At 66.4% G+C, this 25,895-nt stretch carries 29 protein-coding genes, 1 other RNA gene and 3 pseudogenes; 20 read left to right on the top strand and 13 right to left on the bottom strand.

Annotated elements, in window-relative coordinates; translation table 11 throughout:
* The first annotated feature begins 5 nt into the window (after positions 1-5).
* Genes NBT81_RS12810 through NBT81_RS12800 form a run of 3 tightly spaced genes read left to right on the top strand, consistent with a single transcriptional unit; the run spans position 6 to position 2,273 of the window.
* Positions 6-563 carry a YeeE/YedE family protein gene (locus NBT81_RS12810; RefSeq protein WP_338739123.1) on the top strand — a complete coding sequence of 186 codons (558 nt, stop codon included), beginning with the start codon at positions 6-8 and terminating at the stop codon, positions 561-563.
* A gap of 58 nt (positions 564-621) precedes the next feature.
* The gene (locus NBT81_RS12805; RefSeq protein WP_338739121.1) at positions 622-1,083 is read left to right on the top strand and encodes a YeeE/YedE family protein; all 462 of its coding nucleotides are present in this window, start codon (positions 622-624) and stop codon (positions 1,081-1,083) included.
* Between the two features lie 14 nt (positions 1,084-1,097).
* Positions 1,098-2,273: an inorganic phosphate transporter gene (locus tag NBT81_RS12800; RefSeq protein WP_338739119.1), complete on the top strand. Its 1,176-nt coding sequence runs from the start codon at positions 1,098-1,100 to the stop codon at positions 2,271-2,273.
* A 77-nt stretch (positions 2,274-2,350) separates the two neighbouring features.
* Here the strand turns inward: NBT81_RS12800 and NBT81_RS12795 are convergent, their stop codons facing one another.
* On the bottom strand, positions 2,351-3,196 hold the full coding sequence (locus tag NBT81_RS12795) for a universal stress protein (RefSeq protein ID WP_338739117.1): 846 nt from the start codon (positions 3,194-3,196) through the stop codon (positions 2,351-2,353).
* Between the two features lie 263 nt (positions 3,197-3,459).
* Between NBT81_RS12795 and NBT81_RS12790 the strand changes: the two genes are divergently transcribed.
* From NBT81_RS12790 to NBT81_RS12755, 8 genes and pseudogenes are all read left to right on the top strand, one after another.
* Complete coding sequence (locus tag NBT81_RS12790; protein WP_338739115.1) at positions 3,460-3,624, top strand: DUF7512 family protein; 165 nt, start codon at positions 3,460-3,462, stop codon at positions 3,622-3,624.
* On the top strand, positions 3,614-4,672 hold the full coding sequence (locus NBT81_RS12785) for a sulfite exporter TauE/SafE family protein (protein WP_338739113.1): 1,059 nt from the start codon (positions 3,614-3,616) through the stop codon (positions 4,670-4,672). The genes NBT81_RS12790 and NBT81_RS12785 overlap by 11 nt, the downstream gene beginning before the upstream one ends.
* A 182-nt stretch (positions 4,673-4,854) precedes the next feature.
* Complete coding sequence (locus NBT81_RS12780) at positions 4,855-5,259, top strand: helix-turn-helix domain-containing protein (protein WP_338739112.1); 405 nt, start codon at positions 4,855-4,857, stop codon at positions 5,257-5,259.
* Between the two features lie 163 nt (positions 5,260-5,422).
* Positions 5,423-5,782 carry a thioredoxin gene (gene trxA, locus NBT81_RS12775; protein WP_338739110.1) on the top strand — a complete coding sequence of 120 codons (360 nt, stop codon included), beginning with the start codon at positions 5,423-5,425 and terminating at the stop codon, positions 5,780-5,782.
* Positions 5,783-5,905, top strand: a pseudogene (locus NBT81_RS12770) (FAD-binding protein); the annotation flags it as partial.
* A gap of 18 nt (positions 5,906-5,923) precedes the next feature.
* Positions 5,924-6,226, top strand: a pseudogene (locus NBT81_RS12765) (SAM-dependent methyltransferase); the annotation flags it as partial.
* A gap of 64 nt (positions 6,227-6,290) precedes the next feature.
* Positions 6,291-6,491 (top strand): dodecin, encoded by a 201-nt coding sequence (locus NBT81_RS12760; RefSeq protein ID WP_338739106.1) that lies wholly within the window; start codon positions 6,291-6,293, stop codon positions 6,489-6,491.
* Between the two features lie 88 nt (positions 6,492-6,579).
* Entirely contained in the window at positions 6,580-6,984 is a 405-nt protein-coding gene (locus NBT81_RS12755) for a universal stress protein (protein ID WP_338739104.1), read from the top strand.
* A 1-nt stretch (position 6,985) separates the two neighbouring features.
* Here NBT81_RS12755 and NBT81_RS12750 read toward each other — a convergent pair whose 3' ends face one another.
* On the bottom strand, positions 6,986-8,011 hold the full coding sequence (locus NBT81_RS12750) for a mechanosensitive ion channel family protein (RefSeq protein ID WP_338739102.1): 1,026 nt from the start codon (positions 8,009-8,011) through the stop codon (positions 6,986-6,988).
* Positions 8,012-8,118: 107 nt separating this feature from the next.
* Between NBT81_RS12750 and priS the strand changes: the two genes are divergently transcribed.
* Genes priS through NBT81_RS12735 form a run of 3 tightly spaced genes read left to right on the top strand, consistent with a single transcriptional unit; the run spans position 8,119 to position 11,906 of the window.
* Positions 8,119-9,279, top strand: a complete 1,161-nt coding sequence (priS, locus tag NBT81_RS12745) for a DNA primase small subunit PriS (protein WP_338739100.1) — start codon at positions 8,119-8,121, stop codon at positions 9,277-9,279.
* A complete protein-coding gene (locus NBT81_RS12740) occupies positions 9,276-10,244 on the top strand; it encodes a hypothetical protein (RefSeq protein WP_338739098.1) in 969 nt (322 codons plus the stop codon). The genes priS and NBT81_RS12740 overlap by 4 nt, the downstream gene beginning before the upstream one ends.
* 39 nt (positions 10,245-10,283) lie before the next feature.
* The gene (locus NBT81_RS12735; RefSeq protein WP_338739096.1) at positions 10,284-11,906 is read left to right on the top strand and encodes a hypothetical protein; all 1,623 of its coding nucleotides are present in this window, start codon (positions 10,284-10,286) and stop codon (positions 11,904-11,906) included.
* Between the two features lie 3 nt (positions 11,907-11,909).
* Here NBT81_RS12735 and NBT81_RS12730 read toward each other — a convergent pair whose 3' ends face one another.
* From NBT81_RS12730 to NBT81_RS12710, 5 genes are all read right to left on the bottom strand, one after another.
* Positions 11,910-12,068: an HVO_2901 family zinc finger protein gene (locus NBT81_RS12730; RefSeq protein ID WP_338739094.1), complete on the bottom strand. Its 159-nt coding sequence runs from the start codon at positions 12,066-12,068 to the stop codon at positions 11,910-11,912.
* A gap of 103 nt (positions 12,069-12,171) precedes the next feature.
* On the bottom strand, positions 12,172-13,608 hold the full coding sequence (locus tag NBT81_RS12725) for a class II fumarate hydratase (RefSeq protein WP_338739092.1): 1,437 nt from the start codon (positions 13,606-13,608) through the stop codon (positions 12,172-12,174).
* A gap of 37 nt (positions 13,609-13,645) precedes the next feature.
* Positions 13,646-13,915, bottom strand: coding sequence for a BolA family protein (locus NBT81_RS12720; protein WP_338739091.1), 270 nt, complete (start codon positions 13,913-13,915; stop codon positions 13,646-13,648).
* A gap of 55 nt (positions 13,916-13,970) precedes the next feature.
* The gene (locus NBT81_RS12715) at positions 13,971-14,429 is read right to left on the bottom strand and encodes a pyruvoyl-dependent arginine decarboxylase (RefSeq protein ID WP_338739089.1); all 459 of its coding nucleotides are present in this window, start codon (positions 14,427-14,429) and stop codon (positions 13,971-13,973) included.
* Positions 14,430-14,554: 125 nt separating this feature from the next.
* Positions 14,555-14,878: a hypothetical protein gene (locus NBT81_RS12710; RefSeq protein WP_338739087.1), complete on the bottom strand. Its 324-nt coding sequence runs from the start codon at positions 14,876-14,878 to the stop codon at positions 14,555-14,557.
* A gap of 130 nt (positions 14,879-15,008) precedes the next feature.
* Here NBT81_RS12710 and NBT81_RS12705 point away from each other — a divergent pair, with 130 nt between their 5' ends.
* Positions 15,009-15,950 (top strand): A/G-specific adenine glycosylase, encoded by a 942-nt coding sequence (locus tag NBT81_RS12705; RefSeq protein WP_338739085.1) that lies wholly within the window; start codon positions 15,009-15,011, stop codon positions 15,948-15,950.
* Positions 15,951-16,023: 73 nt separating this feature from the next.
* Positions 16,024-17,793 carry a DUF262 domain-containing HNH endonuclease family protein gene (locus tag NBT81_RS12700; protein ID WP_338739083.1) on the top strand — a complete coding sequence of 590 codons (1,770 nt, stop codon included), beginning with the start codon at positions 16,024-16,026 and terminating at the stop codon, positions 17,791-17,793.
* Positions 17,794-18,021: 228 nt separating this feature from the next.
* On the opposite strand, the gene NBT81_RS12695 is transcribed toward NBT81_RS12700, so the two are convergent.
* Entirely contained in the window at positions 18,022-18,807 is a 786-nt protein-coding gene (locus NBT81_RS12695) for an alpha/beta fold hydrolase (RefSeq protein WP_338739081.1), read from the bottom strand.
* Positions 18,808-18,897: 90 nt separating this feature from the next.
* The gene (locus tag NBT81_RS12690; protein WP_338739079.1) at positions 18,898-19,923 is read right to left on the bottom strand and encodes a hypothetical protein; all 1,026 of its coding nucleotides are present in this window, start codon (positions 19,921-19,923) and stop codon (positions 18,898-18,900) included.
* 320 nt (positions 19,924-20,243) lie between these two features.
* Here NBT81_RS12690 and NBT81_RS12685 point away from each other — a divergent pair, with 320 nt between their 5' ends.
* Positions 20,244-21,161, top strand: coding sequence for a hypothetical protein (locus tag NBT81_RS12685; RefSeq protein WP_338739077.1), 918 nt, complete (start codon positions 20,244-20,246; stop codon positions 21,159-21,161).
* Here the strand turns inward: NBT81_RS12685 and NBT81_RS12680 are convergent.
* Positions 21,153-21,650: an NYN domain-containing protein gene (locus NBT81_RS12680; RefSeq protein WP_338739075.1), complete on the bottom strand. Its 498-nt coding sequence runs from the start codon at positions 21,648-21,650 to the stop codon at positions 21,153-21,155. The two genes, NBT81_RS12685 and NBT81_RS12680, sit on opposite strands and share 9 nt — an antisense overlap.
* A 105-nt stretch (positions 21,651-21,755) precedes the next feature.
* On the opposite strand from NBT81_RS12680, the gene NBT81_RS12675 reads away from it, so the two are divergent.
* The 3 genes from NBT81_RS12675 to NBT81_RS12665 all read left to right on the top strand — a co-directional run bounded on the left by NBT81_RS12675 (position 21,756) and on the right by NBT81_RS12665 (position 22,766).
* Positions 21,756-22,169 (top strand): DUF7548 family protein, encoded by a 414-nt coding sequence (locus NBT81_RS12675; RefSeq protein WP_338739073.1) that lies wholly within the window; start codon positions 21,756-21,758, stop codon positions 22,167-22,169.
* A gap of 54 nt (positions 22,170-22,223) precedes the next feature.
* An RNA gene (ffs, locus tag NBT81_RS12670) (signal recognition particle sRNA) lies at positions 22,224-22,533 on the top strand.
* Between the two features lie 107 nt (positions 22,534-22,640).
* Positions 22,641-22,766: a hypothetical protein gene (locus NBT81_RS12665; RefSeq protein WP_338739069.1), complete on the top strand. Its 126-nt coding sequence runs from the start codon at positions 22,641-22,643 to the stop codon at positions 22,764-22,766.
* 134 nt (positions 22,767-22,900) lie between these two features.
* On the opposite strand, the gene NBT81_RS12660 is transcribed toward NBT81_RS12665, so the two are convergent.
* The 3 genes and pseudogenes from NBT81_RS12660 to NBT81_RS17370 form a co-directional block, all read right to left on the bottom strand.
* Complete coding sequence (locus NBT81_RS12660) at positions 22,901-23,206, bottom strand: DUF7344 domain-containing protein (protein WP_338739067.1); 306 nt, start codon at positions 23,204-23,206, stop codon at positions 22,901-22,903.
* Positions 23,207-23,306: 100 nt separating this feature from the next.
* Positions 23,307-25,655 (bottom strand): bacterio-opsin activator domain-containing protein, encoded by a 2,349-nt coding sequence (locus tag NBT81_RS12655; RefSeq protein WP_338739065.1) that lies wholly within the window; start codon positions 25,653-25,655, stop codon positions 23,307-23,309.
* 71 nt (positions 25,656-25,726) lie between these two features.
* Positions 25,727-25,887 (bottom strand): annotated as a pseudogene (locus NBT81_RS17370) (universal stress protein); the annotation flags it as partial.
* Positions 25,888-25,895: the final 8 nt, after the last annotated feature.

Below are 25,895 nucleotides of genomic sequence, written 5' to 3'. Positions count from 1 at the left end.
CACCGATGGTTACTGATCCAGTACTGCTCCAGACGGTCGCCGACCTGTTCCCGAACGGGATCAGCCGGTACGCCGCCGGCGGACTGCTCGTCGGCCTCGGGACCGTCCTGATCTACGTCGGAACGGGTATCCCGGCCGGAGCGAGCACGTTCCTGGAGTCGACGCTGTCGTACGCCTCCGACCAGTCGCGGTTCCAGCAGTACGTCGGCTCGCGTGACTGGCGGCTCGTGTTCACGGCCGGCATCATCTTGGGCGGGCTGGCGTTCGCGGCGACGTTCCAGTCCGGTCTGGTCACGAGTTCGCTGTACGAACCCGGAACGACCGGCCAACTGTACGAGGTCGCCGGTGTGACGTTCTGGACGACCGACGTCCAACCGTGGCGGCTGTTCGTCGGCGGTATTCTGGTCGGTATCGGCACTCGGATCGGCAAGGGCTGTACGTCCGGGCACGGCGTCTGTGGCGTCGGTTCGGCGTCGAAGACGTCGCTGGTCGGCGTGCTGACGTTCCTGACCGTCGCGATCGGGACCGCACAGGTCGTCGCCGCGCTGGGGGTGAGCCCGTGAGCTACGAGACGCTCGCGTCTCGAACCGCGCGAACGGGAGCGACTGGAGGGAGCGACTCGTGAGCGACGACCGGCACCCGCTGTTCGAGCCGCTGATCTTCGTCGGTGGCCTGATCTTCGGGTTCGGGCTCGGATTCAGCCACATGGCGCGACCGGAGGTCGTACTGAACTTCCTCCAGTTCGACGACCTCGGTCTCCCGTTCGTGATGTTCGGCGCCGCAATCGTCTCCGGGATCGCGTTCGCCCTGCTGCCACGGATCCGAGACGCTGCGCCCCTCACGGGCACCCCCTACGAGCGCCGCTTGAAGCCGTTCGACCGAAACGTACTCGTCGGCGGCACCGTCTTCGGCGTCGGCTGGGGGCTCTCGGGCATCTGTCCGGGCGCGGCGTACGCGAGCCTCGGCGTCGGCAACGTCACCATCCTCTGGGCGCTCGCCGGAATGTTCGTCGGCGCGTACGCCCAGGGCTACTGGCGGAGCCAGCGTCGGGCGCGTAACACCGCCGCGACGGGCGCAGACTAACTCGTTTCACTTCTATGGACCTCGCTCTCATCGCCCTCTTCGTCGGTGCAGCGCTCGCCAGTTTGTTCATGGCGTGGGTCATCGGCGCCGGGTCGAGCGGCGCCACGCCGTACGCCCCCGTCGTCGGCGCGAACGCTATCACGACGATGCGCGCCGCGCTGCTCGTCGGGGTTTTCGGCTTCGCCGGTGCCGTTACCCAGGGTAACAACGTCTCGGAAGCCATCGGCAGTGGCCTCGTCGGCGGCATCAGCCTTCCCGTCGCCGGGGTCATCCTCGTACTCGTGTTGGGCGCGGGGCTGATGGCGGTCGGCATCACGACCGGCTATCCGATCGCGACTGCGTTCACCGTGACCGGCGCGGTCATCGGCGTTGGTCTCGCGCTCGGCGGAACGCCGGTCTGGTCGAAGTACCAGCAGATCGCCGCTGTCTGGGTGTTGACGCCGTTCGTCGGCGGCGGCATCGCGTTCACCATCGCGAGCCTCCTCCCGCGTTCCGACGTCCCCGAACGGTACAGTGTTCCCGTCCTCGCCGGCCTCGTCGGTGCTGTCCTCGTGAACGTTCGGTTCAGCTTTCTCGGAGAGGGGAGCGTGGCGGGAACTGCCCGCGGGCTCGGACAGCGGGTACTGGCGGTCGACGGACCCGCGTCGGCGGTCGGGATCACCGGCTTCGCGGCACTGGCCGTCGCGGCCGTCGTCTGGTGGGACATCAGCCGTGACGAACGCGGCGGCCTGCGTCGGGTACTACTGGTGCTCGGATCGCTCGTGGCGTTCTCCGCGGGGGGAAGTCAGGTCGGCCTCGCAGTTGGACCGCTGCTCCCGCTACTCGACGACGTCGGGGTGGTCTCGACGTTTGCCGTGCTCGTCGGAGGCGGTTTGGGGATGCTCGTTGGCTCGTGGACGGGAGCGCCGCGGATGATCAAGTCGCTCGCCCAAGACTACTCGTCGCTCGGTCCGCGTCGCTCCATCTCGGCGCTCGTGCCGTCGTTCCTGATCGCACAGCTGGCCGTCCTGCTGGGCGTCCCGGTCTCGTTCAACGAAATCGTCGTCAGCGCCATCATCGGGAGCGGCGCCGCGGTTGGCGGGCGGGCGGCGGTGGATGCCAGAAAGATTCTCCTGACGGTGGGGGCGTGGGCAGGGTCGTTCCTCCTCGCGTTCGGGCTTGCGTACGCAACCGCGTTCCTCCTCTTGTAGGTGGCACCGAGGTACTGTTCGGTGTTCTTTGACGCATCTCGCCGGTGTGGCGGCCGTGGTGCTGGTCGTCGACTTCCTCAGACTGCCCGGGGCGGCGGAACGAGGAAGACGTTCCCCGTCGCCTGTGCGACGAGTTCTTCGGAGACACTCCCCAACAGGAGTCGTCGGATGCGGCTTCGTCCCTTCGACCCGACGAGGATCGTCGAGGGCGTTACCTCCGCTTCGACGGCGAGGATTTCGTCGGCGGGATCGCCGTGCCGGACCTCGATCCGCGTCTCGACGCCCCAGTTTTCCAGCGTGCTTGCGTGCTCGGCGAGCTGCTCCCGGGGGTCGACATCGGTGTCGACGCCCTCGTCTTTCCGCGACCGAACGTGGACGAGCGTGGCTTCCTCGGTCGCGTGATGAAGGTAGGAGCAGGCGTCGAACGCTCGGTCGGCGTTCTCGGAGAAGTCCGTCGCGAAGAGCAGCCGCTGAAAGAGGTGTTCTCGGAGAACCTCGGGGTCGTCGGTCGCTCGCTCGATGCGGTTGACCAGTAACGGGACGACAGTCGTCCGAGCGAGGTTGCGGGCGGTCGACCCAACGACACGATTGTCCAAGGGGCTCTGCCCCCGTGAGCCGACGACCGAGAGGTCAGCGTGGACAGCCTCAGCGAGGCCGTTGATACGTCGATAGGGGGTTCCACGGACGACGTGGGTCTCGACGTCGAACCCGGCGGCTTCGATCACCGCCCGATACTCGTCGAGCGCCCGTCGGCGTCGCTCCTCGAAATTCACGCCGGGCATGCCGGAGTGGACGTTCGCCGGAACGACCGTCACGAGATGGATCGTCTCGACGCCGATACGGCCCAAGCAGTCGAGGCAGGTTTCGTTCTCTATTGCGGCCTCACTTGCAGCCGACAGATCGGTCGCGCACAGGGCCCGCATATCGACGATTTTTGTCGAGCGTCCACAACACGGTTTCGTTCGATTTCGTCGGGATAGTCGACACCGACAGCGCCGCTGAGCGATTTCTCGAGCTGCCAGCATCCGTATGTTCTCCGTAAGTTATCGATACTCCCGCCGAGGTTACCCGAATATAGTATTGTGTAGTAACCCCAAAATTGTTATAAGATCGAAGCGGGTAGGGGATACTGAGCAGAAATGTGGCAACAGCGAATCACCGTCTTTGGACGTCGGAGGACGAACCGATGGCAGGACTAGAGGTTCCCACGTGGGACCCGGAGACGGCCTGGCTTATCGGCACGATTCTACTGGAAGCTGTCGTGCTGTACGTGGGCTACGGCGGCCTCGAACGGCTCTTCGGTCCCTATCTGATGAAGCTCCTGATCGGTGGTGAAACGGATGTTCGATAGTCTCCTCGGGGGGCTGGGCATCTTGGGGACCAGCCCCGAGATGCTGGCGCTGTTCGTCGGGTTCGGTCTCGTTGTCGGGGTCCTGTTCGGGTTCTTCGGCATGGGTGGCTCGTTCCTCGTCACCCCTGCCCTACTGATGCTGGAGTACCCGGCACCCGTCGCAGTGGGGAGCGGGATGGCGTTCGTCTTTGGGACGGCCGTCATCGCTACCCTGAAACACCACGACCTCGGGCAGGTCGACTACAAGCTCGGCGCGATCATGATCACCGGGACGACGATGGGTATCGAGGCGGGGCGTGCCAGCGTCTACTACCTCGAATCGCTGGGAGTTGCTGGCGGTATCATCAGTGTCGCCTACGTGGTCCTGCTCGGCGGTGTCGGTGCGATGGTGACCCGTGACGCCGTGACCAGTGACGGTGGTGATGGGGTCGACCACGAGGCCGCTGCCAAGGACCTCGGCGAGTACGAGACCCCCGAAGTCGCCAAAACGATTCAGCAGACCGTTCGGATCCCACCGATGGTGACGCTCCGCGGCGACGTCCGTGTCTCCGTGTGGGTCATCACTGCCGTCGCCTTCGCGACCGGTCTTCTGTCCGGCTTCCTCGGTGTCGGTGGTGGCTTCATCCGGATGCCGGCGATGATCTACGCGATTGGCGTCCCGGTACCCGTCGCCGTCGGCACTGATCTGTTCGAAATCGTCTTCTCCGGCGGTCTCGGAAGTTACCTCTACGGACAGGGCGGCGGCGTGAACCTCGGTATCGTCGTCCCGCTGCTGTTCGGGAGCGCACTCGGTGCGCGTATCGGCTCCGCTGCGACCGCCGTCGTCGACGCCGACGGTATCAAAATCTACTTCGGCGGAATGCTCCTGATCGGTGCCATTGCCGTGGGTATCGGCGAAATCGGGTCCTACATCGGCAATCCGACTCTCGAACTGCTCGGGTTGGTGCTCGTCATCGGCGCGGCGGTCGTCGTCGCCTTTGCGATCCTCTATACGACGATCGCTTCGCTCCGTCGGACGCGCCGTCAGGGGACTACGGTTACGGACTAAGCTGGGTTTGCGCCAACCCGCTACCCAGTCGGGCCGGGTCGTTCGTTTACTCTGTGGTGGTTCCCAGAGCGACGAGTAGCGGCTCACGCGTTGTTTCTCACTACGCTGTTGGCTCTCCGCAAAATTGTACTAACTGCACAAAAGTCTTTTAACGACTCGAGACCTACGTTGTCACGATAACGATGCCAGATTCGATGTCCGAACAACTCCGCCGGGATATGGAGTGCGAGGGGCTACTGGAGTGCTTCCACGGCCTCAAAGAACTCGACAAGGAGTGCTTCCAGACGCTCGTCGAGGCCGAAGAACCGCTGACCGTCGACGAAATCGCCGACGCAGTCGACCGCGAACGCTCGACTGCCTACCGTGCCGTCCAGCGGTTGCTGCAGACCGGTTTCATCGAGAAAGACCAGATCAACTACGACCAAGGCGGCTACTACCACGTCTACTCGCCGACGGACCCCTCCAAGATCGCCGACGACATGCAGCGACTGCTCAACGACTGGTACGCGAAGATGGGACAACTCATCCAGGAGTTCGAGACCAAGTACGAACAGTCCGAGACGACGACCCCGGCCGCCGAAAGCTAATTTCCTCTCTTCTCTACCCGCCGGATTCCGTTACTCTCCTGGAAAAGCTAACTCTCGCGCGGTATAGAGCGGCGGACCGATACGTTCGCCGACAGAAAAACTTGTGTAGTATTGTATATATCACCCAAAATCCTTAATGGTCGCGGGTCCATACGTACTGGTGATGGCAACCGATACAGCGTCCGACGCTGGAACCGCAACCACGAACGAACCGCTCCACGTCGACGGGCAGTCCCAACTCGACGACGTCGTCGCAGAACACGACGTCGTCCTCATGGATTTCTACGCCGACTGGTGTGGCCCCTGCCAGATGCTCGAGCCCGTCGTCGAGACGCTGGCCGCAGAGACCGACGCCGCTGTCGCGAAGGTTGATGTCGACGCCAACCAGCAACTCGCAGGAGCCTACGGTGTTCGGGGCGTCCCGACGCTGGTTCTGTTCGCCGACGGCGAGCAGGTCGAAGAACTCGTCGGCCTCCAGAGTGAAGACCAACTCCGAGCGCTCATCGAGACCCACACCGAATAAATGACCGAGGACAGCCACGACCTCGTCATCGCGGGTTCAGGCGTTGCCGGCCTCTCGGCGGCGGTCTACGCTGCACGCGCCGACCTCGATCCCCTCGTCCTCGAGGGCGACGAACCGGGCGGCTAGCTCACGCTGACCACCGACGTCGAGAACCCGTGGTACTTCGCGAGCGTCGGTGAGTACGCGACGAAACTCGAGTCACACGGGTTCGAGGTGCGGTACGCGAGGCTGTTCGACCGGCCGACCGAGCTCGAGAATGGGGCGGACGGGCTGGTCTCGTGGCTCGGGATGTTCGGCGATGGACTCCTCGAGAGCGTTCCCGACGCCGACAGGCGGGACGTGGTCTGGGCCGTCGAGGACCGCCTTCGGGACGACCTGTTCGAGGACGGACGGTGGACTGCGGACTACCGCCGACCCCGGGTCGTCGCCCGGCGTCCGGAGTGATCGGGAGTGGTGTCGGCGGAGATTTAAGTCAATCGTCGGGGAAGTGTGTGAGGGAGAAAGACCCATGGTATTCAAGAAGATCACGCTCATCGGCCGGAGTTCGGAGAGTTTCGACGACGCCGCGGACGACGCCATCGACCGCGCGACCGAGACCCTCGACCGGGTGAAGTGGATCGAGGTCGAGGAACTGGGTGTCGAGGTTGCCGGTGTCGAGGACCGCGAGTACCAAGCCGAGGTCGTGGTGGCGTTCGAACTCGAGGACTGATCGCCCGCGTTGGGGACGTCCAGGCGCGGAGAGCGAGCCGACCGCCGCGAACCGAATAGATGAAACCGGTCCCCGCCGTCGATAGCGTATGACGTTGGTCGTCGTACCGGTTCGCTACCCGCTCAGCAAGCACTCCCGGGCGACACTCGCCGAGGCGATCCGGGTCGCCGAAGAGCGCGACGCCGACCTGACGGTGCTACACGTCGATCTGTACCAAGAGACGGGCGAGGTGACACGGACGGCGCTGAAGCGGGCCGTCGAACGGGAGTTCGGGCCGCTCGACCGCTCCCGCTACGTCGTCCGGCGGGGCTTTCTCGTCGAGGAGACGATCCTCGACGAGGTGGCCGCCGAGAGCGCCGACGCGGTCGTCGTCGGCTCGAAGCAGGTCGGGCGGTTGCGGCGGGCGTTCGGCCGGTTTCTCGACGATCCGGACGTAGACCGATTTCTGCGGGAGAAGGTCGACTGCGACGTCATCACCGTGGACGCGAAATAGCTCACTCCCCGCCGTCGGCGGCCTCGGACCAACTTCCATCGAGGTCATCGCTGTCGATCGACGGTTCGTCGTGGAGGGCGACCTCCGGATCGACCGGTGGCTGGGTGCCGTTCTCGAGGGCGACGCGGGCGCGACCGCTGTGCTCGTCGAACTTCAGGTGTTGGTGGGGGTAGGCGATCTCGACGTCGGAGTCGTCGAGACGCTCCCAGATCCGCTCGCGGACCGTCGATTCGATCCGGGAGATCTTGTACGGCGTCTGCACCCAGAACCGCAGAACGAGTCGAACCCCGCTGTCGGCGTAGGAGTTGATCAGACACGTCGGCCGCGCCGGGTAGCGGGCACTCCCGATGCGGATGTCCGGTCCGCCCTCGATCACTTCGTCGCAGTTTCTCGCCGCCCGCTCCATGATCCGTCGAGCCTCGTCGAGGTCGCCCTCGTAGGTCACGAGGAGGGGAATCGAGAGCCGAGTCCGTTCGTCCTCCGCGGAGAAGTTGGTCACGTCTCGCTCGCGCATCTGGGCGTTCGGGACGACCAGGAACGTGTTGTCGAGGGTGAGGATCTTCGTGTACCGGATCGTGATATCGTCGACGAACCCCTGACGGCCGTCCTCGAGTTCGATCATGTCGCCGATCTCGTAAGGGTTGTCGGCGAGGACGAACAGGCCGTTGATGACGCTCCCGACGATCGGTGCGAGGACGATACCGAGGACGGCCGAGAAGACCGTCACCGAGAGGACGATGTCGCCGATCTGGAGGCCGAGGAAGCTCGCACCGATCAGTGTCCCGATGACGACGGTCGTGACACGGAGCAGCCCGAGTACCGTCTGGGCGACGCTCTGGCGCTCGAACCGGCGTGCGACGGGACGACCCAACAGGCGGACGAGCAGTTTCGAGACGGCGACCGCCAGTCCGACGACGACCACGGCGGCGAGGATCCGGACGGCGGTGATCCCCCACAGCCACGACAAGAGCTCCGCGGTCCCCGTCGGCGGCGTCGATTCGGTCTGTGCGACCGCCGCGGTGTCCATGTCCACGTCTCACGGCGTCCGGAAAAAAGGGTTTCCACGACCCTATGTCGGCACGACGGCCGACCGATCACAAGCTACTATACCGTCGACGTCGGAGGGCGTGACGAATGGACCGACGGACACGCGAGTACCTCGCGGGGCGGTTCGGCGACTACTACCGGAGCGCGGAGCCGACCCGACCGCCGGCCGCGGCGTCTCGGGAGTGGGGGCACATCCCGTGGACGAGCGGTGCGGAGACGACGATGGTCCGCCACCAGTCGATCTACGACCTCGGGGATCTGGGTGATTTCCTCCAGCGGGACGCGCCGCGGCACGTCTACTTTTCGGCGGCGCGGTACGACGATCCGGGCGCGGGGTCGATGGACGAGAAGGGGTGGCAGGGAGCCGACCTCGTCTTCGACCTCGACGCGGACCACCTCCCCGGAACGGACCCCGAGGCGGCCACCTACGCCGAGATGCTCGCCGACTGCAAGGACGCCCTCGAGCGCCTGCTCGACCTGCTGGAACGCGACTTCGGGTTCGAGGACGTGACCGTGGTGTTCTCCGGGGGTCGGGGGTACCACGTCCACGTCCGCGACGGGGGGCTCGCCGAGTTGGATTCGGCCGCCAGACGCGAAATCGTCGACTACGTCCGCGCGGTCGACCTCGACGTGGAGGGGCTGGTTCGGACGCGCGCGGTCGGCGGGACGACCCGGCGCGAACTCCGCACCCGTGGCGGATGGGGGCGACGGACCCACCGTCGCCTCCGCGCGTTCGTCGAGGAGTTGGAGTCGGTCGACGAAGCGACGGCGAAAGACCGGCTCATGGCCGTCGACGGCATCGGCGAGGGACGCGCGACGACTCTGCTCGGCGTGTTCGTCGGCAACGAGGCGGCCGTCGAGGAGGGCAACGTCGAGGTCGGCGGGCCGGGCGCACGCACCTTGGTCGAGGCACTGGCCCACGAGACGGTCGAGGCGGAGAGCGCGCCGATAGACGAACCGGTGACGACCGACACTCGGCGGCTGATCCGCCTGCCGGGGAGTCTCCACGGCGGGAGCGGGCTGGTCGTCCGCCGGATCGACCGCGACGACCTCGACGCGTTCGACCCACTGGTCGACGCGGTCCCCGAGCGGTTCACGCGACGCTCGGTCCGGGTCGAGGTGACCGATCCCGGGCAGGTGGAACTGAACGGCGACAGCTTTACACTCGATGCAGGCGACCACTCCGTACCGGAGTGCGTCGGGGTGTTCCTGATGGCGCGCGACCGAGCCCGGAAAGTCAAAGAATGAACGTCGAGGAACTGCGCACGGTCCAGCGGACCGAACGACAGAAAGACAGCCTCCAACACCTCCGGGACTCCTTCTACCGCGACGTGGCCGAGTACGTCGCCGAGCGGAAGGCGGAGCGCGAACGCGTCGCGAGCGAGGTCGACGACCCCTTCTCGTCGCCCGAGGTGAGCCGCCTCAGCGACGAGATCGGGACGGCCGAGGAGGTCGTCGAGAGCATCTACGAACGGCGAATCGGCAAGATCGTCAAGCGGGCGACCTTCGCCGCCGCGGGGATGGCTACGGAGGACGAGGGACTCACGGGCGAGGAACGGGACCTGTTCGAGGACTTGGTCGCCCGGATCGAGGACAACCGCCGGGCGGTGCTCGACGATCTCGTCGGCGATGCCGACGCCGACGAGGACGACGCCGATACGACGGGTCCACGGGACTCGACGCCGGCGGCCCCCGCGGACCCGACGGAGGTGGAGACGACCGACGATCCGACGCCGGCAGCCCCCGCGGACCCGACGGAGGTGGAGACGACCGACGATCCGACGCCGGCAGCCCCCGATCCCGACGACCTCCTCGCGGAGGCGATGGGTGGCGGCGGAAACGGGAGCGAGAGCGAGAGCGGTGGGGACGGCAACGGCGACGCTGACGGCCCCGTCGCGCCCGCGGACGACGGCGGTGTCCCGGCGGCCGCGTCGGTCGGGACTGGGGAGGACCGAACCGACCCGTCGGACCCGGGCCCTGATCCGGATCCGGAGCCGTCCCCGTCCGGGCTCGACGGACCGGCCACTGACGGGGGAGACGCCGTCGCGACACCCGACACCGACCGGACGATGTTGCGGATCACCCGCGACGTGGGCGAGATCTTCGGCGTCGACGACCGCGAGTACGACCTCACGAGCGAGGACGTGGTGACGCTCCCGACGGCGAACGCCCAACCGCTCTTGGACCGGGACGCGGCCGAGCGACTGGAGTAGGGGCCACAGATACTTCATTGACCCATCCCAACGGCGGGCATGGTAGACAGTCGCTCCCGCCGGGGCGGGACGCTCGTGGCGTTCGTGGTGGTACTACTCGTCGTCGCCGGGGTCGCACCGGGAGTCACCGCCGCCGGCACGGACGCCGATCAGGTGGACGCCGACGTCGACGCCGGGGGCGAGGCGGGGTGGGTGACTGCCGTCGACGACGGGGACGCCACGACCGCGCCACAGACGGCGGATCGGCCGACCCTCCACCAGCGAACCGTCGCCGCCCGCAACGACGAACCGGGGAGCGTGACGCTCACCTTCGAGTACGACATCCCGTCGTCGGTGGAGGAACTCCGGGTAAGCGTCCCCGTCACGTCGCTTTCGGGTATCTCGGTCGGGGAGACGGACGGGTTCGAACGGAGCGAGCAGGGCTGGTTCCGCTGGGACGGCGAGACGGAGTCACCTTCCTTTTCGCTGCGGTTGGCGGTGAGTGACTCGCTCGCCGACGGCGTCCGCGGAGTCGAACGCGAGGACTGGGCGCTCGTCTCCGAGCCGAACAGCCGGGTGCAGGTGCAGGCCCCAGAGCGCCCGATCCGGACGAAGTCCTTCGAGGTGGCCGAGGGTGAACCGGGACACGCGGACAGTCACCTCGCGTTTCTCGGCGAACACGACCGGCGTGACGTGACCGTCGCCGACGAGAACGCGACGTTCATCCTCCGGGGCGAGGGGGCCGACCCCACGCAGGCGGCCGACTTCCTCCGCACCGCAAACGAGCATTTCGACCTCGGGGTCCAGCGGGGTCGCGTGACGGTGTTCGTCCTGCCGCTACGCGAGGAGGAGACGGCGGACATCGAGGCGGCGACCGTCGACACCGCGTTCTGGATCGGAACGAGTGGCCTCGCCCTCGACGGGACCGGATCGGTGTTCGCCCACGAGTACGTCCACACCCGTCTCGGGCCGACCGGCCGGGACGACGCGACGTGGCTGACCGAGGCGACCGCGGAGTACTACGGCCGCGTCTTCTCGCTCAACGACGGCGTTGGGAGCTACGATGCCTTCCTCGACGGACTCCGCGCGACCGAGTACGCGCCGGATCGGCGGGCGGTCGTCCTCGCGGATGGGGAGACGTGGCGCGGGACCACCGCCCACTACACCAAGGGCGCACACGTCCTCGCCGCGCTGGACGCACAGATCCAGCGACGGACCGGCGGCGAGCGGTCGCTCCGGGACGTGTTCGAGGGGCGGTCCGAACCGTTCGAGGACTACGAGGCGTTCCGTGCGGCGGTGATCGAGACGAGCGGTGACGAGGACCTCGGCCCGTGGCTGGATCGCTACGTCACCACGGACGACCTGCCGCCGTTGCCCGAGAACCCGCGGTACTACGTCGCGGCGTCCTCGGTCGACTCGGACGGCGACGGGATGGCGAACGGGGCGGAACTCGACGCCAACAGACACCCATTCGTCGAGGGCGAGGGGCCGACGGTCACGACGGTTACGAGCGTCGACGACGGGACGACACCCACTGCGACCGACGGAGCGACGGCGACGGCGACGGCGACGCAGGCCCCGACCGGGACGACCGACAGCGACGCGCCAGGGTTCGGGTTCGGCGTCTTCGTCGCGGCCGTCGCGACGCTCCTCGTCGGCGTGCGGGTGGGGGTGCGGTCCTGACCGTCAGACGCGGCGCAGGCCCTCGCCGAGACCGGTCGCGTCACCACACTCCGGACACTCGTAGGTCCAGCCGTCCTTCGTGGCGCGACCCTCCGGGAACTCGGCGTCACAGTTCCGGCAGACGAGGATATCACGGCCGGCAGAGGCGTGCAGTTGCGACATGCTTCGAGGAGCCCCCGCCTCGGTGATGAACGTGTCGTTTCGGCCTCGTGTGGCCGTGATCGGCGGGGAGCGGGCGACACGCCGACGAACCGGATCCGGCCGGCTACTCGTCGTCAGCGCTCAGGATACCGCGGTGGGTCATCCGTTCGGGGTCGAGGACGTCGTCGGCCTCCGACTCGGTGAGATACCCCTTCTCGACGGCCACCTCGCGGACGGTCTTGTCCTGTTTCAGCGCCGTCTTCGCCACCGCCGACGCCTTGTCGTAGCCGATGGCGGGGTTGAGCGCCGTCGCGAGCGCCATCGACCGCTCGACGGCCGCCTCGCAGTGTGTTTCGTTCGCCTCGAGTTTCGCGACGAACTTCTCGGCGAAGGTCTCCGCGGCGTTCGTGAGGAGGTCGGCCGACTGCAGGAAGTTGTGAGCGACGACGGGTTTGTAGAGGTTGAGGTCGAGTTGGCCGCCCGCCGCGCCGGCCGAGACGGCGGCGTCGTTGCCCACGACCTGCGTGTGGACCTGGTTGACCGCTTCGGCGACGACGGGGTTGATCTTGCCGGGCATGATCGACGACCCCGGCTGATTCTCGGGCTGTTCGATCTCACCGAGACCGTTCCGGGGACCGGAGGCGAGTAGGCGAAGGTCGTTCGCGATCTTGTTCAGCGATCCGGCCACCGTCCGCAACGCGCCGTGGGCCTCGCCCATGGTGTCGTGGGCAGCCTGTGCCTCGAAGTGGTCGTCGGCCTCGCGGAAGGGGAGACCGGTCTCCTCGGCGATGTACTCGGCCGCGCGTTCGGGAAAGTCGGGGTGGGTGTTCAGCCCCGTTCCCGTCGCCGTGCCGCCGAGGGCGAGTTCCGCGAGTCGGGGGGCGACCGACTCACAGCGGTCGATCCCCTTCTCGACCTGGGTTCGGTAGCCGCCGAACTCTTGGCCCAGACGGACCGGCGTGGCGTCTTGGAGGTGCGTGCGCCCGGTCTTGACGACGCCGTCGAACGCCTCGGCCTTCGCGTCGAGTTCGGCCGCGAGCGTCTCGAGGGCGGGGATCAGGTCCTTCTCGACGGCCTCCAGCGCGGCGACGTGCATCGCGGTGGGGATCACGTCGTTGGAGGACTGGCCGAAGTTGACGTGGTCGTTGGGGTGGACGACCCGGTCGCCCACTTCGGCACCCATCAGTTCGGCGGCGCGGTTGGCGATCACCTCGTTGGCGTTCATGTTCGAGGACGTGCCCGACCCGGTCTGGAACACGTCGACGGGGAACTGGCCGTCGTGGTCGCCCGCGATCACCTCGTCGGCGGCGTCGACGACGGCGTCGGCCACCGCCTCGTCGACCAGTCCCAAATCGCGGTTGGCCAGCGCAGCCGACTTCTTGACGACGCCGAGTGCGCGGACGAACCGGCGGCCGAACCGCTCGTCGCTGATCGGGAAGTTCTCGACTGCGCGCTGGGTCTGGGCCCCCCAGTAGGCGTCGGCGGGCACGCGAATCTCGCCGAGGCTGTCCCGTTCGACGCGGTGGGTCGAGTCCGAATCGGTGTCGGGGTCGTCGCTCATGCGCGATCGAACGGGAGCCGCCTCGTAAAAACTACCGCTACGCGTCCGGACCGTGTTCCTCGTACGCCTCGGGCGTGTACGTCTTCATCTCCATCGCGTGGATGTCGGTCGTCATGTGCTCCTCGAGGGCGTCGTACACCAGTTGGTGTTGCTGGACCAGCGGCAGGCCCTCGAAGGCCGGCGAGACCACCACGGCGGCGAAGTGTTCGTCCTCGTGGTCCTCGTCGGGCACTCGAGGCATCGTGACCGTCGCTTCGGCGTCCTCGATACCTGCTTCGATGAGTCGCTCGACTTCGGCGGTGTCCATACCGTACCGCGGCGGTCGTGGCACAAAAGCCCCCCGCTGCCGCCGAGGGACGCGGCTACACCGGGCGATAGACGGCGGAGACGACGACGGAACCGGCTCGGTCGACGGTGTGTTCGACGACCTTCGTCTCGATACCGTCGTGCCACGCCCAGGCGTCACGCGTCCCCTTCGCCGTCTCGATGCCGCGGGTGATCCGCTTCTCGACGTTGGCCGCGTTCTCGCCGCTCCCCTCGAAGAAGACGCCGCCCTCCTCGGCGGTTGCCCACCCCAGCCCCGCCGCGATGGTCTCGTCCCCCACCGTCGATTCGTTCTCGGCGAGGACGACGGCGACGAGTTCGCCCACGTCCCACCGCTCCTCGTGGGTGCCCCGCTCGACGACGGTCGCCCCCTCCGGAATCACCGACGAGAGCGTGACCAGGTTGTAGTTGTGGATCCCACCCACGCTCAACGCCTCGTCGAACGCACTCAGGGTGGCCTTTCCCTCGCCGGTCCCCCAGACGATCTCGATGTCCATCGTGCACCGACCTTACGAAGGCCGGTGGATACCACTTGCGTCTCCGCCGCTCCGCCGCAGTCGCCCGACTCGAGGGTCGTCGGCGCGACGTTCGACACCCGTACCCGTCGGCGACGGCCGGCCGACTACTGCTGGTATCGGCGCTCGTCGGTCTTGTCGACCTGTGAAGTTCCGCCGCCGCCCATCTCGTCGTAGGTCACGCCGGAGAGATACTCGTCGTAGGTGACGTCGTACCCCTGCCGGAGGTGGAAGTCGAGGTCACCGGTGTCGACCGTCGATCGGTACAGCGAGTGGACCGCCCGCCGGACGAGTTCGTCCGGGTCGCCGCCGGTGGCCGCGAGCAACATCGCCAGTTCGTTTCGCGTCTCCCGGTCGAGGTCGACGTCGAGCGTGTCTCCGAGGCCGCCGTAGGCCTCCTGTACGTCCGCGTTGAGGTCGTCGAGGCTCACGCCCGCACAAGACACGGGGATGGAATACGGCTTTCGGCTCGGCCGATCGAGCGGCAGTACGCCGGAGTCGGTCGCACCCGTCGTGGGGTCGACCACCATCCCTAAGCGACCGCGTCGCCATCGGTCGGCAATGAGCGAAAGGGAGAGCGAGAGCGGAGAGACGGACGCCGTCCTCTCCGACGCCGACGTCGACGCCGTCCGCGCGGCGCTCGTCGAGTGGTACGAGACCGACCACCGGGCGTTCCCGTGGCGGCGGACCGAGGATCCCTACGAAATCCTGGTGTCGGAGGTGATGAGCCAGCAGACCCAACTCGACCGCGTCGTCGAGGCGTGGGAGGCGTTCCTCGATCGCTGGCCGACCGTCGACGCACTCGCGGCAGCCGAGCGGAGCGAGGTGGTCGGGTTCTGGACCGACCAGCGACTCGGCTACAACAATCGCGCGCGCTACCTCCACGAGGCCGCCGAGCAGGTGACCGGGGAGTTCGACGGCGAGTTCCCGGAGACGCCCGAGGGGTTACAGGAACTGATGGGCGTCGGTCCCTACACCGGCAACGCCGTGGCCAGTTTCGCGTTCGACGCGGGCGACGCCGTCGTCGACACCAACGTCAAGCGGGTGCTGTATCGGGCGTTCGGCGTCGCAGACGACGACGAAGAGTTCGAGCGGGCGGCGAGCGAACTGATGCCCGACGGCGAGTCCCGCGTCTGGAACAACGCGATCATGGAACTCGGCGGCGTGGCCTGTGGCAAGACGCCGAAGTGCGACGAGGCTGGTTGTCCCTGGCGCCGCTGGTGTCACGCCTACGAAACGGGCGATTTCACCGCACCGGACGTGCCGGAACAGCCCGACTTCGAGGGGAGTCGTCGACAGTTCCGCGGGCGCATCTTGCGCGTTCTCGGGGAACACGACGAACTCCCGCTAGACGAACTGGGACCGCGGATTCGGGTCGACTACACGCCGGACGGCGAGTACGGCCGGGAGTGGCTGCGGGGCCTCGTCGAGGATTTGGCGGACGACGGACTCGTCGAGTTGCGAGAGTGTGACGGGAAAACGCTCGCTCGTCTCCGCCAGTAGCCGTCGATACCGACCGGTGGGGTGACGATTCACCACCACTACTATACTCAGACGTGATCCTGTTTCGGAGAGGATGAGCGAGAGTCAAATCGACGCGAAAGAAGAGTTCCTCAACAAACTGTACGACGACTACCACTACAAAATCCCGAAGTTCCAGCGTCCGTTCTCGTGGACCGAGGAGAACTTCGTCGACCTCATCGACGACCTAACCGATGCGTACGACGTCGGTCGCGACGCACACGGAACGCTACTCGACGACACGGGTGAACTGAACAAGCGGATTCTCAGCGCCTACGAGCCGTACTTTCTCGGCAGTATCATTCTGAACGACGGGGAGGATTCCGGGGAACGTTCGGATATCATCGACGGGCAACAACGATTGACTTCGCTCGCGATTCTCATCGCCGTTCTCAGAGATATCGTCGACGACGAGGCCCGAGCGAACTCGCTGGGCGGACTCATCTACGAGGAGAGTGATCCAATAAAGGGGAAGTCCGAGACGGTGCGACTCGAAATTCGGGAACGTGACCGGGAGTTCTTTGACGACCACGTCTTGACACGAGGAGCAACCGAAGACGCGCCGAAACCCGAAACGGGTGATTCGGAACCGGAGCAGAACATTCTACAGGCTATCAAGACCTTCCACGACGAGCTTAGCACGTGGGAAGACGAGGAAGACGGCGACCTCGGCGACTTCGCCACGTATCTCACGCTCCGAGTCGTGATGGTGCGCATCTCGACGAACTCCCTGAGTTCGGCGTTCCGACTTTTCAACGTCACGAACGCCCGTGGAATGCCTCTCAACAATGCGGACCTCCTGAAATCCGAGAACTTGAGCCACATCGACGACGACGACGAGCGCGAGGAGTACCAGCGAAAGTGGGAGGACATGGAAGAAGAGGTCGGTAACGAGGGGTTGGAACGGTTCATCGGCTTCATGCGCCACATCCTCGTGAAGGAGAAGTCTCAGAAATCCGTCTACGACGAGTTCAAAGATCGTGTCTTCCCCGAAGACGAATCGTTCAGGGGAGCGAAATTCGTCGACTATCTAGAGACGGTATTCGACGTCCATCGCCATCGCGTGTACGACGCGGAGTTGGACGCGTCCACCCACGCCGAGGAGGTGTATTATCACAATCTGGTTTCGCTCATGCGCGACTTCTATCCGTCGGACGAATGGATGGTCGCACTCATCCAGTTCGACGCGAAATTCGACGACGAGTCCGCGCTGTTGTCGTTCGTCGAACTACTGGAGCGTCGGCTGACTGTCGACTGGCTCACCGGGTCATCGAACACCGGACGATACAGTCGCGTGTATGCACTCCTCCGCGAGATCGAGGAAGCCGAGACTCCGGACGATGTGCTGTCCCTCGCGGTACTCAACGAGAACGTCGGAGAAGAGAGTGACGCGTTCGAGAGTGCGCTGGACCTCAACAACTTCTATCGCAAAGGCAACTACCAGTGGCCAAAGTACATCCTGATGCGCATCAACGGCGAACGATTCGATAACCGCAACTCGAAGGTGGAGTATGGAAACAACGTCACCATCGAACACGTCCTGCCACAGACGCCAAACAACGACTATTGGCTGAGTCGATTCGACGACGACCACTGGCGGGACACGTGGACCGACCGCATGGGGAACCTCGTGCCGCTCAACGGACGGAAGAATTACAAGGTGAGTAACAAGCCGTTCGCCGAGAAATACGAGGAATACTTCAAGAAAAAGAGCGATTTCCCACTCGTGAACGAGCTTGAAGCGTACGACGAGTGGACTCCCGATAACGTGGAGGAACGTCACGAGCGTCTGAAGGAGGAGGCCAGAGAGATCTGGCTGGAATAACACCGTCCTCGTGGAGTTTCGCACCACTGCGCCTTCGGGGACGACGGCGCTTTCGAACGCGCCGCCACACTCGTGTTCGAGGGTAGTCGCCGACAGTTCCGCGGGCGGGTCGTCACACGCTGGGCGAACACGACGAACTGGTACTCGGCGACCGAGAGCCGCGACTCCGGGTCTCCCGCGCGCCGTTCGCCGACCACGAACGGGCGTGATTCCGGACCTGATGACCGGTCACGCGTCGTCGCCGGTCGCCGTGAGGATCAGGTCGACGGCCTCCGCGGGGGCGTCCCAGTGGGGGTAGTGGCCGGCGTCCTCGAACCAGTGAAAGCGCGCCTCGGGGAAGCGAGCTGCCGCCCGCTTCGCCTGCCTGGGAAGGGTGACCCGATCCGAGCGTCCCCACCCGATCACGACCGGTCCGGGCGTGGAGTCGCTCCCGGATTGGCCGGGGCCGAAGGCAAGCCCGTACAGGAGTTCGTCGAACGAGGGAGAGTCGGCGAAGGTCCGCATCTCCTCCCGGGCAACGTCGGGCGGCAGGTCCCACGGTCGGGCCGAGAGTTGGAGCAAGAGTAGCGTTCGGCCCACGGCGCTGTCCGTGATCCGACCCATCACGGGCTGGAGGAGGCGGACGAGTCGGATGGAGGGGGCGAGCGTCGCGTAGAAGAAGTGTCGCTCCCACCCTTCCCAGAAGCCACCGGGAGCGAGTGCCACCGTCGCGCCGACGGCACCGCGGCGGGCGAGTTCGAGGACGAGCCGTCCGCCCATCGAGTTGCCGACCACGTCGACGCCCTTGAGGCCCTCGTCGCCGAGGAACGACTCGACCGCGTCGGCGAGGCCGTCGATCGACGTCTCGCCGGGCGGAGGTGGCGTCTCGCCGTGCCCGGGGAGGTCGACCGCGATCACGTCGCGGTCGGCGGCCAGTTCGTCGATGACGGGGTCCCACGTGCGCCAACTGCCGCCCAGACCGTGGACGAGGACGAGCGGTTCGCCCGCGCCACGCCGGACGTGGTGGAGCTCCATACGGTACTGACGGTCTTCACCGGGGTATGACTTCCGTCGGTGCGGGCCAAGCGGCGCGACGACCGTGTCTCGGTCTACGGGCAGCGACGATCACGAGTCCCGGAGGATCAGTGGTCCGATGGCGAGCGTCCGCTCGGCGACGGTGAGGATCCGGAGGATGTAGGCGACGAACAGCATGAAGGGGACGAGCGTCACGGCGAACGCGCCACCCACGACGACGACGAGGTGGTCCACTCCGAGGGTGTGTCCGGGTGCGGTGCCGGCGTCGACGCCGACGAGTGCGACGCTCGCGACGATCAGGGCAGGGATCGCCGCGTAGAGGATCCGTCGCGAGAGTTCGATCAGCGCCCACTGGAAGTACAGCGTCTTGACGTGTTCACGGGCGGGGCCGAACAGCGACAGCGTCGCCTTCAGTTCGTCGAGCATCTCACGCTGGTGGGCGGTGAGTGCGTCGTCGTGGGCGTCGACGAGACGTTCGATCCGGGCGATCTTCGGGCCGTAGTCGAAGTCGAGGGCAGCGAACAGCACGTCGAAGGTGCCGAACTGCGCGCCGTCGAGCCGTCCACGAACGTTGTCGGCGTTCTCCACGACGCTTTCGGTGAACGCGTCGAGTTCCGTCAGAACGTCGGGATCGCTCCCGGTGTCGGTGCTGGCGGCGTCGGTGGACTGCCGGAGAGCCTGTGATCGGTCTGTGGCGGCACCGACCAGGTCGCCGAGAAACGCCGAGGGCTCCGCGGACACCGGCGAGTCGAGCAGCGCCTCGGCGTCCCGTCGGAACTCCATCGCACCGTCCATGCGTCCGCGCTGGTCTCCGAGTGGGCCGTTCTCCTGCGTGAGGACGAGTTGTCCGATCGTGACGACGAGCGTCGTGCCGGTGACGACGACGGAGATCATCGTCGAAAATATCGTCTCGATCGGATCACCCGACTCGACGCGGGTGGCGAAAGAGGGGACGACGGCGTCGACCGCGACCACGAATCCGACGAAGACGGTGAGAGTCAGGCCGGCGGCGACGAGGAGACGATCCGCACGCAACAGGAGCCAGAGTATCGATCCGCTGTCGTCGGCCCGTGCCCGCATCGTGTCCGCAGTTCCGGACACCGTCTCGTCGGTCATGGTTGCGGACGACCCACTAGGGAACGCTGGAAGGCGAGGCACGCCGTGCCGTTCCTAGCGACCCCGACCGCCGCCACCGGGGTCCGGACGCCGGCACCGAGTGCGATCGGTGTCTCGGGAGCCGGCGTCTCCGTCCGAGTTCCGCCGTGTGGCGGACGAGGGTGATCGTGTTCCCGCCGGCCGGGGTCGAACTCGGGCGTGGAGTCGGCGTCGAGGGCGGACATAACACCCCGTTGAAGACACAGCCACGTATAGTTCAGTGCTGGGAGGCCGGTGGTCGACACACCACCTTTATGTGATGGCTGCGCCCCGTCATGGGTATGACAGCCACCGGGTCCCTCCGAACGGCGGTCGACGCGCTCTCGCGCAATCCCGTCGTCGTCCTCGGCGCACTCGTCTACGCGCTGGTGCTCCTCCCGCAACGCGCCCTACAGTTGGCCGGCGTCCCAATAGTCCCCGCCCTGCTCCAGTTGCTCACGTTCTTCGTGACGCCCTTCGTCGTCGCGGGCGTCGTCGGGATGGCGCAGTCGGCGCTCGACGGCGAGTCGTCGCTCGCCGATCTGACGGCCGTTGGCAAGGATCGATACGTCGACCTCCTGCTCGCGACGATCCTCGAGGTCGGCATCCAGTTGACGTTCGGAATCGTCTTCCTCATCGCCGCCGTGCTCGCGATGGTCGTCGGGTCCGCGGGCGGCGGCCCGGTCTTCTTCGTCGGGGTCGCCGTCGTCGTCCTGCTCATGCTCGTCTACGTCGCCGTCCTCTTCCTGATCCAGTTCTACCCCGTGGCCGTCGTCGTCGACGAGGCGGGTCCCGTCGGCGGCATCACCGAGAGCGTCTCGTTCGTCCGGAACAACCTCCTCAGCACGCTGGGATACTCGGCCATCACGTTCGTACTGGGGAGTCTCGCCGCACTCCCGATCACCGGATTCGTCGGCTACCAAACGCTCACGAGCGATTCGGAACCGGTGGGCGGAGGTGAGCCCTCATCCGAACCCAACCCCTTCGGCGGCGGGATGGGTCCCGGTGGGAACGAAAGCGCGGCGCCGCCGCTCGGGGACCTGTTCGCCGGCGGGATGGAACTGGGCCTATCCACGCCCGAAATCGTCGCCATCTCGCTGGTGTCGGTGGCGACGACGGCACTCTTCTTCGCGTTCCGACACACCTACGCGACCGCCTTCTACCGACGGCACGGGCGATCCGTCGAGGAGCGCGTCCTCGGTGCGGACGACTTAGAGTAGGAACGTCTCTTCGCGTTCGGCCAGGTCGAGGAAGGAGTCCGCGGCGGCGACGAGTTCGTCGGCCGTCGAGGAGCCAAACGCCATCACTTCGACGCGAACCCCCTCGTGACGCAGGTGCGAACAGAGGCGTGAGAAGTCGCCGTCGCCGGTACACAACACGACGACGTCGACGTGGTTCGCGAGCGTCACGGCGTCGAGGCTGATCCCCACGTCCCAGTCGGCCTTCTTGCTCCCGTCGCCGAACGTCTTGATATTCTTGATCTTCGTCTCGAAGCCGATATCCTGGAGCGCCTCGAAGAAGCGCTCCTCCTCGGGGGAGTCCGCCCGGATGACGTAGGCGATGGCACGGACGAGTTCCCGGTCCGAGGCTGCCTTCGACAGCAGGGCCGAGTAGTCGATGTTCCGAGAGTAGAGACTCTGTGCGGAGTGATATAGGTTCTGCGCGTCCGCGAGCACCGCGACGCGCTGGTTGGTGTGAATATCCGTCACGTTACCACGACGTGGGCGGCCAGCGACTAAATTCCTTGCTCATCGACGCCGCCACGGTCGAGCGAACGCGGGCCATTTAACCGCTCGGCGGAATCACGAACGGGTATGCGCACCGAGCAGGCCGCCGCCGCGCTGGGTATCGCCGGCTGTGTCGCGGTCGTCGTCTCGCTCGTCCTCCCCTACGTGACCGCCTCCGGATGGGGGGCCGCACTCGGGCGGTACTACGCCGCCGGTCCCCTCGGGGTCTGGGGACTGGTCTTCCTGGCGCTGGTGGGTGTCGTCGTGTTCCTCGCCGGGATCCGCGGTCGAACCGACCCGACGACTGCGGCTGGCATCGCCCTCGCCATCGGCGTCGTCGCCCTCCTGATCGCGCTCGTGTGGGCGCTGTCGGTATCGCTCGACCCGCTCTTCGGATACCCCGGATCGTGGATCACCGACCACCGCTGGATCGTCGTCGCTGCGACGGCCGTCGTCCCCCTCGCGGCCGCACTGTACGCCCGGTCGGTGCTGGCGTCCTGACCACGGGACGGCGCGCCGAGTCGAAAGGCCCTTAAGACGAACTGGCGTACGTCGGGACGGACTAGGTCGGGCAGTTAGGCCCTGCTCGCAACCCGCACTACGGTCTTCAGCGGGGACCGAACTCGGGGGCGTCCGGTCAGACCGGTTCGGGCCTCGGGAGCCAACGTGGAAGCCTCGTCCTTCGGGGACAGCGGTCCACGGCGCGCGTCCGCAGGGACGCTCCGTCGTGGTTCGCCGGCGACATCGGGCCAGGCGCGGAAGCGAGCAGCCCACCGCCGGACGCCCGTCGCTCGACGGATCGCGGGGTGGAGGAGGCGACCGGGACTCCCCGGATTGGAACGCCGGGCAAACCCGTCGTCCACATTCATTCTCGTCGCGAGCGACTGTACTCTCGGCCGCTCCTGCACCACCGTCGCGAGGGACCGGCAGATATATAATACATGGTACTCGTTAACATGGTACGAGGAAACAATGAAACAAGAAGACATGGCGCTGCTCCAAGAGGAATGCACCGACGGCAACGACCGAGCCTGCAACACGCTCGAACGACTCTGTGAAGGTGGTCGCGACGACGCCTGCGACTACGTCCCGAAGTAACGCTCACGGATTCCTGATTTCGTCGATACCCGACCGGCGCCCAGCCTCGCCGCCGCGCCGAGTCACGCGTGTCCGGTCTCCAAAAGGACCCACGGACCGCAGGGGACCGAAACACCCGGCGCCCGACGAACCGATCAGAGCCGGTCGTCGTCGTCGTCGGTCGACAGCAGTTCGAGCAGTGGGCGTACCTCGTCGAAGTGTTTCCCACGCCACAGTTCGTCCGTCTCCCGGTCCCACTCGACGAACCCCGCATCGACGAGTTTCGGGAGGTGCCGGTGTCGGACGTCGATTCGCGCCTCGGCGTTCTCGGCGGAGTCGAGAGCATCCGTCGCGTGCCGTGGCTCCCGCTCCGACAGGGTGACCAACAGCCGTCGACGGTATCCGTCCCCGAGTACGTCGAACGTTACATCCAGCGACGAGTCGACTGTTCGTTGTGTCATTCGATACCGGCTACTAGTAGCCGAATGCGTATTGGAAAGGATGCTCCCGAAATAATTCGACTCTTGTCGGCCGCGCATCGAAATAGTTCGAATCGCTGGCTCAGACACGCTCGAACACGAACGCCGAGAGCCGCCGCTCCGCCTCCCGGAGGTGGTAGGAGAACGTCGACGGTGCGATACCCAGTGTCTCGGCCAACTCCTCGCCGGTTCGGACGCGGGGGGATTCGAAGAAGCCACCCTGATACGCGGTTTCGAGGACCTCCCATTGTCGGTCGGTGAGGCGGTCCGCGAGCGACTCTCGCAGATCCCGGCGTGTCGCGATCGGTCGGTCCCGTGTCCGTCGTTTCACGAGGTCGACCTCCGGGTAGACGGTTCGCAGGTGTTCGACGAACGATCGAACGGTCGTCGACGTGGGAAGGTCGACGACGGCGGAGACCGTTCCCTCGGGCGCGGCGGTGAGCGAGCGGACGACGCCACCGCCGTCGACGACACGCGACACGACGGTCGGGCCGGCGACACTCGCGTCGAATAGGGAGTCCGCGTCGTCGCGACGGGCGGCGATCTCCGTGACGTCCGGGTGGCTCCGTGCCGCGTCGCACACGTCCCCGGTGGCGACGTCCCGGGCCGTCCAGAACAGCCGACTTCCGCCGTCGTGTCGAGGGACGAGCCCGTCGAATTCGAGCTCTCCTCCCGTGGCTCGCGAGAGGGCCACGAAGGGGTTGCCGGCGTCCCGTATCGCTACCGTCACCTCGGTGACGTCGTCGGTCAACAGCGTCCGCTTGGTCTCGACCGCGTCGATGGCGTGAGCGATCGTCTCCCCCAGTTCAGTCAGAACGGTGTGGTCCCGTCCGTCGGGTTGGGGGCGATCGGAGTACACTGCCAGGACGCCACACAGCGACTCGTTGTACACGAGTGGAATGGCGATACACGAACGCGCCCCACGTTCCAGGGTCGCGTCCCGCCAGGCCGTCGCCCGGGAGTCGATGGCGACATCGGAGACGACCTGTACCTCCCGCCGCTCCAGGGCGGCGGCGATCGGATCCGGCTCGATCCCCGACGCTCCCGTTCCGATCTCGAGGCTCCGGAGATACCCCTCGTCGACGCCGGCCCACTCCCGCGGGACGACCGCCCCGCTCTCTAGGTCGCGCTCGCCGATCCACGCGAACGCGTACTCGTCGGCCGCCGCCAGTGTCTCACAGACGGCTTCGTCGATCGCGTCGACGGTGTCGGCCTCCACCAGCGCCTGATCGATTTCGCGGATCAGGCTGTTCAACCGGTCGAGCGCCTGGAGTTTGTCGTTTCGATCGGCCAGTCGCCGCTCACTTTCGACACGGTCCCACGCCGCCTCGATCGTCGCCCCGAGCGTCTCCGCGAGATCGAGCCACCGGCGGTCGAACCGGTCTGGGTCGGTCGATCCGGCACAGACCACCCCGTGTCGTCCCAGTGGGAGGAGCACGTAACTTCCCAGTGTCGAGCCGTCCTCGTCGACGTCGTGCACGACGTCGACCTCGTTCGCGAGGAACGCTTCCCGGACCGGATCGGCGAGCCAGTCGGTGCGGGGGGACCGCTCCGCCACCGTTCCGGATGTGTCGTCCGTCGTCTCCGCGAGGAGTTCGCCCGTGTCCCCGTCGTATCGCCACACCGTCGCGTGGTCGACGTCGAGGACGGCTTCGGTGACCGCCGCCGCGCGACGGTCGAACGCCGCCGTGTCGGTGTTCAGGAGCTCCCGACTCGCCTCCGTGAGACGGTGGAGGGCGTCGTTCGTCCGCTGGAGTGCTACCTCGTTGCACTTTCGCTCGGTGATGTCGATCAGATACCCCAGGTAGTTGACGACCTCTCCGTCGTCGTCGCGGACGATCTTCGTCGTGTCCTCGACCCACTTCGTCTCCCCGTCCCGGGTCCGCACTCGGTAGGGGTCGTGGCTGAACCGGTCGGCCATCCGCTCGGTGTGGGTTTCGACCTCCCGCGCGACCCGATCGGCGTCCTCGTCCAGCAACAGGTCGGCGTACGTGACCGCGCCCGACACGAACGCTTCGGGCGTGTACCCTAGGACGTCCTCGACGTTCTCGGTGACGTACTCGACGGGCCACCCCGCGTCGGCGTCGGGCGTCCACCGGAAGACGACCGCCGGGCCGTCGGCGAACATGTCGCGCTCCTCTTCGAGTCGCCGCCTGACCCGATCCGCTCGCGCCGTCGATCCGGTGGCCGGCCCTCGGTCACCCGATCCACCGACTGCGGACGGCGGCTGCCACCAGACGCGGCCGCGAGCGCCGACCTTTTTCGTCTCGATGGCACCGTCCTCGACCAGTGCGTCCAACTTGTTGTAGACGGTCCGGGCGGTGCAGTCGAACTCCGCGGCGACTTCGGCGGTCGTCACCGGCGTTCCCGGCGGTCCGAGTGACTCGACGACCTCTCGAACGGTCGCGAGCGAGGGACTGGCGGAACCCATGTGCGCTCCGTCGGCGCAGAGAGCCGAAAAGGTTTCCGTCGACGGAATCGGATCGGATCGGCGACCGGACGTTACCGTCGAGCGAACAGCCGTTCCCGGAGCGACCGAGACGACGGCCGTTCGGTCAGGAGGACGGGTGTCTCGAGGGGTCGATCGTCTCGAAGACGAGCGAGCCACGGACGATCCGCGACAGCAACCCGCGCTCGGTCGCGCCGATGATAACTAGGCTGTACTGAGGGT

Origin of the sequence: Haloplanus sp. CK5-1, from assembly GCF_037201915.1 — an archaeon.
GTDB classification, from domain to species: domain Archaea; phylum Halobacteriota; class Halobacteria; order Halobacteriales; family Haloferacaceae; genus Haloplanus; species Haloplanus salilacus.
The sequence above is the reverse complement of the archived record's forward strand: the minus strand, read 5'-3'. Positions and strand labels throughout refer to the sequence as shown.

Coding starts and splice junctions, on each gene's coding strand:
- NBT81_RS12810 (WP_338739123.1), top strand. CDS start 6: ATGGTTACTGATCCAGTACTGCTCCAGACGGTCGCCGACCTGTTCCCG.
- NBT81_RS12800 (WP_338739119.1), top strand. CDS start 1,098: ATGGACCTCGCTCTCATCGCCCTCTTCGTCGGTGCAGCGCTCGCCAGT.
- NBT81_RS12795 (WP_338739117.1), bottom strand. CDS start 3,196: ATGCGGGCCCTGTGCGCGACCGATCTGTCGGCTGCAAGTGAGGCCGCA.
- NBT81_RS12790 (WP_338739115.1), top strand. CDS start 3,460: ATGGCAGGACTAGAGGTTCCCACGTGGGACCCGGAGACGGCCTGGCTT.
- NBT81_RS12785 (WP_338739113.1), top strand. CDS start 3,614: ATGTTCGATAGTCTCCTCGGGGGGCTGGGCATCTTGGGGACCAGCCCC.
- NBT81_RS12780 (WP_338739112.1), top strand. CDS start 4,855: ATGCCAGATTCGATGTCCGAACAACTCCGCCGGGATATGGAGTGCGAG.
- trxA (WP_338739110.1), top strand. CDS start 5,423: ATGGCAACCGATACAGCGTCCGACGCTGGAACCGCAACCACGAACGAA.
- NBT81_RS12760 (WP_338739106.1), top strand. CDS start 6,291: ATGGTATTCAAGAAGATCACGCTCATCGGCCGGAGTTCGGAGAGTTTC.
- NBT81_RS12755 (WP_338739104.1), top strand. CDS start 6,580: ATGACGTTGGTCGTCGTACCGGTTCGCTACCCGCTCAGCAAGCACTCC.
- NBT81_RS12750 (WP_338739102.1), bottom strand. CDS start 8,011: ATGGACACCGCGGCGGTCGCACAGACCGAATCGACGCCGCCGACGGGG.
- priS (WP_338739100.1), top strand. CDS start 8,119: ATGGACCGACGGACACGCGAGTACCTCGCGGGGCGGTTCGGCGACTAC.
- NBT81_RS12740 (WP_338739098.1), top strand. CDS start 9,276: ATGAACGTCGAGGAACTGCGCACGGTCCAGCGGACCGAACGACAGAAA.
- NBT81_RS12735 (WP_338739096.1), top strand. CDS start 10,284: ATGGTAGACAGTCGCTCCCGCCGGGGCGGGACGCTCGTGGCGTTCGTG.
- NBT81_RS12730 (WP_338739094.1), bottom strand. CDS start 12,068: ATGTCGCAACTGCACGCCTCTGCCGGCCGTGATATCCTCGTCTGCCGG.
- NBT81_RS12725 (WP_338739092.1), bottom strand. CDS start 13,608: ATGAGCGACGACCCCGACACCGATTCGGACTCGACCCACCGCGTCGAA.
- NBT81_RS12720 (WP_338739091.1), bottom strand. CDS start 13,915: ATGGACACCGCCGAAGTCGAGCGACTCATCGAAGCAGGTATCGAGGAC.
- NBT81_RS12715 (WP_338739089.1), bottom strand. CDS start 14,429: ATGGACATCGAGATCGTCTGGGGGACCGGCGAGGGAAAGGCCACCCTG.
- NBT81_RS12705 (WP_338739085.1), top strand. CDS start 15,009: ATGAGCGAAAGGGAGAGCGAGAGCGGAGAGACGGACGCCGTCCTCTCC.
- NBT81_RS12700 (WP_338739083.1), top strand. CDS start 16,024: ATGAGCGAGAGTCAAATCGACGCGAAAGAAGAGTTCCTCAACAAACTG.
- NBT81_RS12695 (WP_338739081.1), bottom strand. CDS start 18,807: ATGGAGCTCCACCACGTCCGGCGTGGCGCGGGCGAACCGCTCGTCCTC.
- NBT81_RS12690 (WP_338739079.1), bottom strand. CDS start 19,923: ATGACCGACGAGACGGTGTCCGGAACTGCGGACACGATGCGGGCACGG.
- NBT81_RS12685 (WP_338739077.1), top strand. CDS start 20,244: ATGACAGCCACCGGGTCCCTCCGAACGGCGGTCGACGCGCTCTCGCGC.
- NBT81_RS12675 (WP_338739073.1), top strand. CDS start 21,756: ATGCGCACCGAGCAGGCCGCCGCCGCGCTGGGTATCGCCGGCTGTGTC.
- NBT81_RS12665 (WP_338739069.1), top strand. CDS start 22,641: ATGAAACAAGAAGACATGGCGCTGCTCCAAGAGGAATGCACCGACGGC.
- NBT81_RS12660 (WP_338739067.1), bottom strand. CDS start 23,206: ATGACACAACGAACAGTCGACTCGTCGCTGGATGTAACGTTCGACGTA.
- NBT81_RS12655 (WP_338739065.1), bottom strand. CDS start 25,655: ATGGGTTCCGCCAGTCCCTCGCTCGCGACCGTTCGAGAGGTCGTCGAG.